The 11,281-nt window shown below is 69.9% G+C and carries 8 protein-coding genes; 6 read left to right on the top strand and 2 right to left on the bottom strand.

The features are described 5' to 3' along the window. Positions 1–22 precede the first annotated feature (22 nt). The gene (locus D7V88_RS32845; protein ID WP_120544568.1) at positions 23–2,458 is read left to right on the top strand and encodes a helicase-related protein; all 2,436 of its coding nucleotides are present in this window, start codon (positions 23–25) and stop codon (positions 2,456–2,458) included. A gap of 16 nt (positions 2,459–2,474) precedes the next feature. Here the strand turns inward: D7V88_RS32845 and D7V88_RS32840 are convergent, their stop codons facing one another. Further along, positions 2,475–3,536 (bottom strand): hypothetical protein, encoded by a 1,062-nt coding sequence (locus D7V88_RS32840; protein WP_120544567.1) that lies wholly within the window; start codon positions 3,534–3,536, stop codon positions 2,475–2,477. 312 nt (positions 3,537–3,848) lie between these two features. On the opposite strand from D7V88_RS32840, the gene D7V88_RS32835 reads away from it, so the two are divergent. The 3 genes from D7V88_RS32835 to D7V88_RS32825 all read left to right on the top strand — a co-directional run bounded on the left by D7V88_RS32835 (position 3,849) and on the right by D7V88_RS32825 (position 7,634). Beyond that, complete coding sequence (locus D7V88_RS32835) at positions 3,849–5,789, top strand: WD40/YVTN/BNR-like repeat-containing protein (RefSeq protein WP_147448953.1); 1,941 nt, start codon at positions 3,849–3,851, stop codon at positions 5,787–5,789. A gap of 76 nt (positions 5,790–5,865) precedes the next feature. Then, on the top strand, positions 5,866–7,173 hold the full coding sequence (locus tag D7V88_RS32830; protein ID WP_120544565.1) for a hydroxyacid-oxoacid transhydrogenase: 1,308 nt from the start codon (positions 5,866–5,868) through the stop codon (positions 7,171–7,173). A 20-nt stretch (positions 7,174–7,193) separates the two neighbouring features. After that, on the top strand, positions 7,194–7,634 hold the full coding sequence (locus D7V88_RS32825) for an acyl-CoA thioesterase (protein WP_208726607.1): 441 nt from the start codon (positions 7,194–7,196) through the stop codon (positions 7,632–7,634). Between the two features lie 7 nt (positions 7,635–7,641). On the opposite strand, the gene D7V88_RS32820 is transcribed toward D7V88_RS32825, so the two are convergent. Next, a complete protein-coding gene (locus D7V88_RS32820; protein WP_120544564.1) occupies positions 7,642–8,520 on the bottom strand; it encodes a hypothetical protein in 879 nt (292 codons plus the stop codon). A gap of 49 nt (positions 8,521–8,569) precedes the next feature. Between D7V88_RS32820 and D7V88_RS32815 the strand changes: the two genes are divergently transcribed. Next, the gene (locus D7V88_RS32815; RefSeq protein ID WP_120544563.1) at positions 8,570–9,817 is read left to right on the top strand and encodes an FG-GAP repeat protein; all 1,248 of its coding nucleotides are present in this window, start codon (positions 8,570–8,572) and stop codon (positions 9,815–9,817) included. Positions 9,818–10,117: 300 nt separating this feature from the next. Beyond that, positions 10,118–11,281, top strand: a 1,164-nt coding sequence (locus D7V88_RS32810; protein WP_279636115.1) for a CARDB domain-containing protein, incomplete at its 3' end; no start/stop codon positions are given.

Raw genomic sequence — 11,281 nt, 5'->3', positions numbered from 1 at the left:
GGGTCGGGGTTAGTCTTCGCCCATGACCGCCAGCCCATCCCACCGCTCGTCCGTCGTCGTGGCGGAGCTGGGGCCCACCAACACCGGGAAGACCCACCGCGCCATCGAGCGGATGCTCGAACACGACACGGGCATCATGGGGTTGCCGCTGCGCCTGCTTGCCCGGGAGGTCTACGACCGGGTGACCGCTCGGGTGGGCGAGGGGCGGGTCGCCTTGATGACGGGCGAGGAGAAGCGCATCCCTCCGCGCCCCGACTATTGGATCTGCACCGTCGAAGCGATGCCGACCGACCGGCAGGTGGACTTCGTCGCCGTGGATGAAATCCAGCTCGCCGCCCACCGCGAGCGCGGGCACGTCTTCACGGACCGCCTGCTCCACGCGCGGGGGCTGAAGGAGACCTGGTTCCTGGGCGCGGAGACGATGCGCCCGATGGTCCAGTCGCTCATCCCGCACGCCTCGCTGAAGCGCGCCACGCGCCTGTCCCAGCTTCGCTACTCCGGGCATCGCTCCCTGAAGAGCCTGCCGCCGCGCTCGGCGGTGGTCGCGTTCTCCGCGGACCGCGTGTACGAGCTCGCGGAAGCGCTGCGCCGCCTGCGGGGAGGCGTCGCGGTGGTGCTGGGCGCGCTCTCGCCCAGGACGCGCAACGCCCAGGTGGCGATGTATCAGGCCGGGGAGGTGCAGTACCTGGTGGCCACGGATGCCATTGGGATGGGCTTGAACCTGGACCTGAACCACGTGGCCTTCGCCGCGCTCTCCAAGTTCGACGGCTCCGAACCTCGCGAGCTCTTCCCGGATGAGCTGGCGCAGATCGCCGGCCGCGCGGGACGCCACCTGAACGACGGCAGCTTCGCGACCCTCAACACGTTGCCGGAGTTGTCGCCGCGCGTGGTCTCCGCCATTGAAACCCACCGCTTCCCGGCGGTGCGCAGTCTCATCTGGCGCAATGCCTCCCTGGACTTCTCCAGCCCGGAGTCGCTGCTGGAGTCCCTGTCCCAGGCGCCGCGGCACAATGCCTTTGTCCGGGTGGAGCGCGCGGACGACTTCGATGCGCTCCGGCACCTGTCCAGCGTTCCCGCCATCCAGGAGGTCGCCACCCACCGGTCCATGGTGGAGCTGCTGTGGCAGGTCTGCCAGGTGCCGGACTTCCGCAAGGGCCTCTTCGGGCTGCATGTCTCGCTTCTGCGCGACACCTTCCTCCAGCTCTCCGCGGGGGACGGGAAGCTGGAGCCGGGCTGGCTTTCGCGACAGGTGTCACCGCTGGATGATGTCTCCGGAGACATCCACACCCTGATGGACCGGCTGGCGGCCATCCGCATCTGGACATACATCAGCCACCGTCCGGGCTGGCTGGATGACGCGGAGGCCTGGCAGGAACGCACGCGGCGCATCGAGGACGCGCTGGGGGATGCCCTGCATGAGCGGCTGGTGGAGCGCTTCGTGCAACGCGCCGCGCGTCGGAGTCCCCGCCGCTTCGCGCGGAACACCGCGCAGCCCGCGGCCGGTTCGGACAGTCCCTTCGCGAAGCTGGGGCTCCTGCTGGGAGAGGTGACGGGCACGGACGGCGCCGCGATGACGGAGGAGCAGTTCGTCCAGCGCGTGGTGGACGCGACCCATGACGCCTTCCAGGTGGACGCGTCGGGGACCATCTCTTTCGAAGGGGAGCCGCTGGCCCGGCTGGTGCGCGGGAAGGATCGGCGCTCACCGCAGGTCGCGCTCGCGGAGTCGGAGGTGTGGACGGGCGGGGCTCGGCGGCAGTTGGAGCGTCGGCTGGTGGCGCTGGCCCGGGACCTGGTCACCGAGGCCATGGGAGGCTTTCCCTCCGAGTCCTTCTCCAGCGAGGGGCGCTCCGGGGCGGCGCGGGGACTCGCCTACCGTCTGGCCGAAGGGCTGGGGGTGATTTCCCAGACAGAGGCACATGAGCAGTGGCGGCTCCTGGACGAAGAGACCCAGGAGCGTTTCCGGACGCTGGGCGTCCGCGAGGGACAGCGCTTCTTCTACGTCGCAAACGCACTCACCCCGCATGCGCTGGAGCGGCGCTGCATGCTGACGGCGCTGCTCCACCAGCGGACCGCGCCCCCGGGCGTTCCGCGAGAGCCGGTGCTGGAGGTCGCGGCGCTGGGAGGCCTGTCAGCGCGAGCCTTTGGCTATGAGGTGCTCGGAGGCGTGGCGTTGCGGATCGACATCGTCGAGCGGCTGAGCGAAGCGCTGCGCCAGCCGCAGTCGGCCCGGCAGGTGCAACCGCTCATGCAGGAGCTGCGTCTGGAGGGTGGGGTGCACCGGCGGGTCCTCCGCGAGCTGGGAGGAGCCGCCACAGGCACTCCGGCGAAGCGGCGTCGTCGGCGGCGTGGGGGACGACCGTCGGCACCCGCGGCGGGTCCGAGCGGCGCCAGGGGGCCGCCTGCTCACGCCGGGGCGGCGCAAAGTCCCAAGAAGGCCGGAGACGGCGGAGGACCTTGAGCCGAGGGACGTGCCCCTATTGCGTCGCGACGAACATCTGCGCGTCCTGGGAGAGGGCCCCCGGGTAGAGGGACCAGCGGGGGTGTTCGGGCATGAGGATGACGAAGCGTTTTCCCTCGGGGGTGTGTCCGGCACCGACGATGAGGTAGCGGCGGGGCCGCTTCTCCCCGGTCAGCGTGAGGATGTCGTGGTGGATGCTCCAGGTCCCCCGGTCGTCCTCCGAGCCGAAGGTCATCGCGCCCACCACGCCCGAGGCCCCGGAGTACTTGTACTGGTACGTGTGGTCCGCTCCGAGGATGTATTGGACGGCGTACGAGACCGCCGTCATCGTGGTTCCGCCATACGCGGTGGCCCACTGGGCCGCGCTGCTGGTGCTGTAGGTGAAGTCCCCCACCAGCTCGGCGTCATCCGCGAGCGGCAGGCCGACAGGGCTTCCGCGCACGCCCTTCAGGGCCTCCTCTACCTTCTGGTGGGAGGTGTTCCAGGAGAACGAGGCGGACATGGCCTCGCCCGCTCCGGGGCTGCTGAAGCTCTGGATGAACACCAGCGGTTCGAAGCGGGTGTCCGCCTCGACGAGCATCAGCGTCACGCGGAAGGACTTCCCGTTGGTCTTGTGCGTCACCACCGCCGCGGTGAAGAAGGCGCGCGCGCCGTTGGTCACGAAGCGCCGCATGGCCGGTGGGTTGGGATTCACGTCCGCCCAGTCCGCGCCCACGCGCTCGCGCCACATCCGCAGCAGCTTGCCCTCGCCATCCTCCAGGCCGGGCACGCTCTGCAACCGGAGGGCCTCCACCCCCAGCAGGTTGCTGCTGTCGGTCCATTCGGTGATGAACCGACCGTCCGCCTGGGTCTTCCAGCCCTGCGGCGCGTCGAACGCGAAGCCTCCGGGCTCACCCGGCTTGCCCGCCCGTGCCCGGTCCGCGGGGCTGGCCATTCCGGCCACGGCCCCCGGGCTGTCGGTGTCGGAGCCGGAGATGAGGCCCAGGACCATGAGCCCCAGCGTGCCGGAACAGCACAGCGCGCTGGCGCCTCCGACGACGATGAGGATCCAGACGAGGGGGCTCTTGGGACGTGCCATGGTGTAGGACCTGGGCGCAGAGGAGCGCCGCTGCTGGAAATCCGGGCGGAAGCTTCGTTCACCCTCATGTACGCGGGCCAGGCTGAATCTTCGCGCCGCCGTGCGTTGACGCGCTGCCACGAGCGTCCCGGGCCGCCCGGGCGTCGATCCCGCGATCCACCGGGGCGGGCTGGTGCCACTTCTGTCCGACAGCCAACCCGGTCCACGGGGGGGCCTCGGCTTCGGCCAGGGGGATGCATGTTGCGTGACAACGCCAGCGGCGCGGGTGCGGTGCCTTCCACCCTTCAGGGATGGGGACGGCGGATGCTCCCCGTGATGCTCCTCGTCATGGGCGCGTTGGGCGCCACCGCATGTGGGGACGACGAACCCGACGACCCTCCGGACGCCGGAACCTCGGATGCGGGCACCTCGGCGGATGCCGGTTGCCACCTGCGGACGTGTGAAACCCAGGGGTTCGAATGTGGCGCCACGACGGACGCCTGTGGCCAGCCGCTGGACTGCGGAACCTGCGCGGCGCCGGAGGTCTGTGGCGGGCGCGGGGTGGAGCACACCTGTGGCATCCCCGCCGCCGACCGCGAGTGTCTGGATGGCTTCTGCTGGGAATACCCCCTGCCGCATGGCTTCCATCTGGCGGGCGCGCACTTCCGGGCGGCCGATGACGGCTGGGTCGTGGGCGAGGAAGGGTACATCCAGCACTGGGATGGGACGCGGTGGACGCCCGTGGCCAGCGGGACGAGGACGCAGTTGCGTGGCGTGCACGCGGTCTCCGCGACGGACGTGTGGGCGGTGGGCGCGGGAGGCACGGTCCTGCGCTCCACGGGGGGCGCCTTCTCCTCGGTGGGGGCTGGAACGACGCGGGACCTGGCGTCCGTGTGGGCCTCCGGTCCGAGCGATGTCTGGGTGGTGGGCGAAAACGGCACCGTGCGGCGTGACCAGGGCAGTGGCTTCCAGGGCGTGAGCGTGGGCACGACCCAGTCCCTCAATGACATCTGGGGCAGCGGGCCCGCGGATGTCTGGATGGTGGGGCAGGGGGGCACGGTGCGCCGCTACGATGGCAGCAACGTCTCCAGCATCGACGCGGGCACGTCGCTCCCGTTCTACGACGTGACGGGCACCGGCCCCGACGATGTCTGGACCGTCACCTCCGATGACCCCTGCCTGTTCTGTGATGACTATGGCGCCATCTATCGCGTCACGCCCACGGCGGCGACGCAGCACGTGCGCACGGCGGATCAATTGTTTCATGTGTTCGCCGCCAGCCCCTCGCTGTTGCTGACGGTGGGGGAAAGCGACCGTCACCGCTGGGACGGCACGATCTGGTCGAAGGTGGGCACCGGGCCCAACGGCGTCCTCGCCGGCAGCGCGCCCGACCAGCCGTGGCTCTTCGGGGCGAATGGCGTCGCGGAGCGGTGGAGCGGGAGTTCCTGGAACCGGACGGCGCCCCTCGGCTCGTCGTCGACGATCCGGGACATTCATGGCACGGGCCCGTCGGATGTGTGGGTGGTGTCGGATTCGGGCCGGATCCTGCACTGGAATGGCGGTGGATGGCTCGAGCCCCGTCTGGCCACCTTCACCAGTGACAACATCTCCGGCGTGTACGCAGCCTCGCCGTCGGAGGTCTGGGTGGTGACCTCGTTCTTCGACCGTATCCTCCGGTGGGATGGGACCCAGTTCGTCGAGGAGGCGGAGACGGAGACGGAGGACCTGGGACTGACGGCCATCCACGGCGCGTCGGCGGCGGACCTCTGGGTGGTGGGGGAGGGCGGCGCAGCGCTGCACCGCGATGGGACGGGCTGGACGCGGCATCCCACCGGCACCACGGTGGTGCTCAATGCCGTCTGGGTTCAGGGCCCCTCGCTGGCCGTGGCCGTGGGAGAGACCGGCACCATCGTGCAGTGGAATGGCAGCGCCTGGACCGTCATGGACTCCGGCACCACGGAGTCCCTGAAGGCGGTGTGGGGCAGCGGGCCGACGGACATCTGGGCCGCGGGGGCGGCGGGCAAGCTGCTGCGCTTCAACGGCACGGGCTGGAGCGCCGTGTCCTCCGGCACCACGGCCGCCCTCCATGGGCTGTGGGGGCTTGACGCCAACACGGTCTGGGCGACCGGGGACACGGGCACGCTGCTGCGCTTCGATGGCACGCGCTGGACCGCCGAAAGCACCGGCGTCCGCCGTGACTTCCGGCACGTGTGGGCCCCTTCCGCCTCGGAGCTGTGGCTCGCGGGGGACCTGGCGATCCTGCACAGACCCTGACAACCGGCGAATGCATGCTCCTCCGGCGCTGGTTCCTCCCTGTAGATTGGGGAGGTAACGGTCCGGAGGAGCGCGCATGGGCTGCTGTCACTACCCCCCTGTCATCGAAGGCTGCGACAGCGCCTTCACCGTGGACACGTCCCGCATCACCTTCGGGCGGGGCTGTCTGTCCGAAGTGGGGGACCGGGCGCGGGCGCTCGGGATGAAGCGCGTGGTGTTGTTCTCCGATGCGCGCGTGGCGCGGCTCGCGCACTTCGACAAGGTGCTCCAGTCCCTGCGCGCCGCCGGGCTGGACGTGGCCGTGTACACGGACGTGCACGTCGAACCCACCGACCAGTCCTTCCTGGACGCGGCGCGGTTCGCCTCGGAGGTAAAGCCGGATGGCTATGTCTCCCTGGGCGGAGGCTCGGTCATCGACACGTGCAAGGCCGCGAACCTCTACGCCACGCATCCGGCGGACCTGCTCGCCTACGTCAACGCGCCGGTGGGGGAGGGCAGGCCGGTGCCCGGTCCGCTCAAACCGCACATCGCGTGTCCCACCACGTCGGGAACGGGCAGCGAGGTGACGGGCATCACCATCTTCGACCTGCTGTCCATGGAAGCAAAGACAGGCATTGCCTCACCGGCGCTGCGCCCCACCGAAGCCCTCATCGACCCGGACTGCACCGCGACCCTGCCCGGCGAGGTGGTCGCGGCCAGCGGCCTGGACGTGCTGTCGCATGCGCTGGAGTCCTATACGGCGCGGCCCTACGTGCGCCGTCCCGCTCCCGCGCGCCCGAGCCTGCGGCCCATGAGCCAGGGCGCCAACCCCTGGAGCGACCTGGGCTGCCGCGAAGCCTTGCGCCTGATGGGCCTGTACCTGGAGCGCGGGGTGAAGGACGCGAACGACGCTGAGGCGCGTGAGCAGTTGATGTGGGCCGCCACGCTCGCGGGCATCGCGTTCGGCAACGCGGGCGTGCATGCGCCGCACGGCATGGCCTACGCGGTGGCCGGGCGGGTGCGCGACTTCCGCCCGTCGGGCTATCCGGACGATGAGCCCCTGGTGCCCCACGGCATGGCCGTCATCGTCAACGCCCCGGCGGTGTTCCGCTACACGGCCTCCGCGAGCCCCGAGCGCCACCTGGAGGCCGCGGGCCACCTGGGCGCGGACGTGCGCGATGCCACGCCAGCGGACGCGGGCGAGGTGCTCGCGGGCCGGCTCGTCCACGTCATGCGCGCGGTGGGCATGCCCAACGGACTGGGCGGGGTGGGCTACACCGGCGCGGACGTGGCCGCGCTCACGGAGGGCGCCTTCCCGCAGCAGCGCCTGCTCCAGAACGCGCCCCGGGAGATGACCCGGCCCGTCCTCTCCGAACTCTTCCACCAGGCGCTGCGCTACTGGTAACCGACGCCCGAGGCCACCCCGTGTCCGACGCCGAGACCGCCGACCGCTACCGCTACTTACTGCCCATCACCACCCGGTGGATGGACAACGACCTGTACGGCCACATCAACAACGTCACGTACTACAGCTACTTCGACACCGTCGCGAACCACTACCTCATCCACGAAGGCGGCCTGGACATCCACGCGGGCACCATCATCGGGCTCGTCGTGGAATCGAAGTGCACCTACCGCGCCCCGCTCGCGTACCCCGACCGCCTGCGCGCGGGGCTTCGCGTGGAGAAGCTGGGCAACCGCTCCGTCACCTACGGCATCGCCCTCTTCAAGGAAGACGCCGAGCAGGCCGCGGCCCACGGGTACTTCGTGCATGTCTTCGTGGACCGCGCGACGCGCAAGGCCGTGGCCATGCCGGCGCGACTGCGGGACGCACTGGCACGGCTGGTCGTGAAGCCGGAGCCTTGAAACAGGCTCAGGGGCAGCCGGAGCTGACCTGGAGCGCGTCGTAGGCCATCCACCCGTTGCGGCGGGTGCCCGTCGCGGCGATGACGTAGCCGTAGATGAACTTCATCGTCCCCGACTGCTGGCGGTAGCGGCCCGCGCTGTCCTGCACCCAGAGCGGGATGTCGATGGACGGGGCGCCGGAGCTGGTGGGCACATCCAGGCGCTGGAACTTCGTGCCCGCGGGGAAGTGGTCCACCGCCACGCCGCCCAGACCGAAGCCCGGCACGTTGAAGGTGAGGTTCGCCGAACGCAGGCCATTGGCCCGGACGAGCGGCAGGTAGTCCCCCGCGCGCTCGTGGACCGCGTCGGAGTCGTAGACCACCTTCTTGAACTCCAGCGTCGTGTCGTGCGAGTTGCGCACGGCGTAGCACGCCATCTTCGCCAGTCCCGAGCTCAGCGCGGAGACGTGCCCGACCTTGTCCTCGAAGGACGTGCGGCCCTTGATGGCCGACATGGGCATCCAGCCCGCGCTGGAGTTCGACGTCGACACCGCGAAGGCATGCAGCTCCCCGGCGAAGGTGCGCGTCTGGCCGTGGTTGAACGTGGCGCTCGTCCGGGTGGAGGTCGCCACCACCGTGCCGTTGCCGTCGCGGACGGGCCCGCCCGTGTAGAGCTCCCAGGAGTCGTCGTCGTCCGGGTCGTTGGTGAGGACGCGGTTGCCACCGGAGGGGCGCAGCTTGCAGTTGTACGCACTCTCCTCGCACACCGTCCCATTCACCCCGGAGAAGGCCGCCTGCCCCGTGGAGCCCACCGCGTCCAGGGCGGCGTCGTCGCCCACGGGGACCTCGCCACCACACGCCACGGAGACCAGGGTCAACACACCGAGTACTGGATTTTTGATGTTCATGTTAAAAATGGAAAACCATTTTTACCCGTTTTGTCAACAGGGGGTTCGCATGCATCGCTTGATACTGTTCGCGGCGCTCGTCTTCACCACGGCGGCGCTCGCCAAACCCAACACTCCGCTGTACGCGACGGGCGCCGGGCCTGGGGGCGGACCGGCGGTGAAGACCTTTGATCCGAACAGCAACGCGAACTGGGTCTCCTTCTACGCCTACGAGTCCACCATGGGTGTGGGCGTGGAGATGGCGACGGGCCGCGTCACGACGAACTGGCGCCCGGACGCCGTCACGGGCACCGGCGAGGGCGGCGGTCCGCTGGTGAGGGTGTTCGACGTGAACACCGGGGGCGTGCTCCGCGAGTTCTTCGCCTACGACTCGAACTTCCGCGGGGGCGTCTTCGTGGCCACCGGCGACGTGGATGGGGATGGCTACGATGAGATCATCACCGCGCCCGGCCGGGGCATGGGCCCGCTCGTCCGCGTGTGGAAGGCGGTGGGGGCGCCCACGCTCTTGCATGAGTTCTGGGCGTACGACCCCGGCTTCACCGGCGGTGTGCGGCTGGGCGCGGGCGACGTCACGCGCGACAACGTGTCGGAGATCGTCACCATCCCCGGCCCGGGTGGTGGGCCCCACGTGCGGGTGTTCAACCGATGGGGCGGTGAGGTGTATGGGTATATGGCGCCGGTGCCGCGCAAGCCCTGGGACAACCAGTTCTATACGAACGGCTACCGGGTGGCGGTGGGCAGCGACCCGTGGGGGACGCCGGAGCTCTACGTCTCCGGCAGCGAGTGGCGCTTCTTCACGCACTTCCAGCGCAGCGATGACTGCTCCATTCCGCCCATCTTCGTGACGCCCAACTTCGTGAGGAAGGCGTACTGGGTGCTCACGCCCTACGCGCACGTCATGCGCATCCCGGATGGTGCGACGCTGGCGCACTTCGGCACGGAGGCCCTCAACGCGGGCTTCCTGGGGCAGGAGGTCTCCTACGCGGACTACAAGAACCTCTGCGAGCCCAATGGCGGCGTCTCCTGCAACATCTTCCAGTACCCGTACTCGTACGACGGCGTGGATCCGGACTACTCCGCCCAGGTGGCCACGCTCCAGCAGCCGGGCGCCGCGCCGCGTCTGCTCGCGGGCAGCCCTCCGCTCAAGTTTGGCAATGGCATCGCGGGTTGCTACCACAGCACGATGTTCGCGCCCGGCACCCTCAAACTCTACGAGCGTTGGGGCGCGGCGCTCTGGTCGTTCCAGCCGTATGGCGCCTTCAACGGAGGCGTGAAGCCCGGCGCCAACAACGACTGACGGCGGGCTCCGGGGCCACGGTTCTCGGCCGTGGCCCGGTGGATCGACGCGCGGCTCCACCCATCCCCGCCATGGGTGTGAGGGATTGGCGTGGCTCCAACGTGACGGGTGGAGTGAAGTCAGACACAGGGGGTCTCAAGAATTGAGACAGGTGAAATATTGTGATTTTCGTGTCTTGACGGAACGCGGGGGCTCCGGAAGATGTCTGTCGGACCGGCGGAGCCATGGCACCCATGGTGGACGCAGCCATCCCCCCTTCATTCCTCAGGAGCACGCATGTCACGGCGCAGGTCGTCATGGATGTCTTCGTATTGGGTCATTGCTGGAGCACTGGGCCTCACCGGCTGTGGAGAGGGGGCGGTGCCTCCAGAGGTGCCGGTCCTCCAGGTGCGCTCGCACGCGCTCACGTATGGCCCCGACCTGCGCATCACGGAGCTGAAGGCGCCGGAGAGCGCGCGGCCCGGTGAGCCCATCCTCGTCACCGCGAAGGTCTGCAACACGGGCACCGATCCCGCGAACCCGTCCGGGAGCAACGTGCTCCAGGTGTATCTGTCCACCACCCCGACCCAGCAGGTGCCCCTGCCCGGTTCTCCGCCCTCGACGGCGCAGATGACGCTGGGCGAGGTGGACGTGGGGCCGCTGGGCGCGGGTCAGTGTATCGGTCGCTCGTTGACCGTCCCGGCCAGTCCGCCCGCTGGCTTCACCGGCAACGGCGCCTACTACCTGGGCGCCATCATCGACACCGGACAGCGGGTGATGGAGACGGACGAATCCAACAACGGCTTCGTGCGGGGCCTGATGGGCGTGGGCTACCGGCCCGACCTCGTCGTCACGCGGCTGGACGGACCGGCGTCGCTGAGCCCGGGCCAGTCCTTCACCGCCACCGCGACCGTGTGCAACGTGGGCACGGAGGCCGCCAGCTACGGGTCTGTGGAGCTGCACCTGTCCACGGTGAACAGCCTGTCCCTGCCCACCGGCCCCGTTCCGCCCGCCACGCAGTTCATGGTCGCGGGGCAGGGCATCAGCGGCCTGCTCGCGGGCGCGTGTCGCGCGGTGTCGCTGACGGGCGTCGCCCATCCGCCTCCGGCCGCGACGTGGAACGCGCCGCTGTACCTGGGCGCCCTCGCGGACGCGTCGAACAGCGTCCTGGAGCTGCGCGAGGACAACAACACCTTCGTCCGGGGGCTCGTCGGCTTCGGCCAGGGCCCGGACCTCGTCGTCCGCTCCGTGACGGGTCCCGCGAGCGTGCGCATGGGCGGAGCCTTCACCGCGTCCGCGACGGTGTGCAATGACGGCACGGCGCCGTCGATGTCGTCCGACGTGGCCGTGTTCCTGTCGTCGGTGCCGTCGCTGGGGGCCCCGGGGACGATGCCCCGTCCCGCCACCGAGGTGCCGGTAGGCAACGTGAGCGCCCCGCCCCTGGCGGCGGGCCAGTGTGTCACCCGCGCCGTGTCCGGCTCCGCG

Source organism: Corallococcus terminator (genome assembly GCF_003611635.1).
In the GTDB taxonomy this organism is placed as follows: Bacteria; Myxococcota; Myxococcia; order Myxococcales; family Myxococcaceae; genus Corallococcus; species Corallococcus terminator.
Note: the sequence above shows the minus strand (reverse complement) of the source record. Positions and strands in the feature narration are given on the sequence as shown.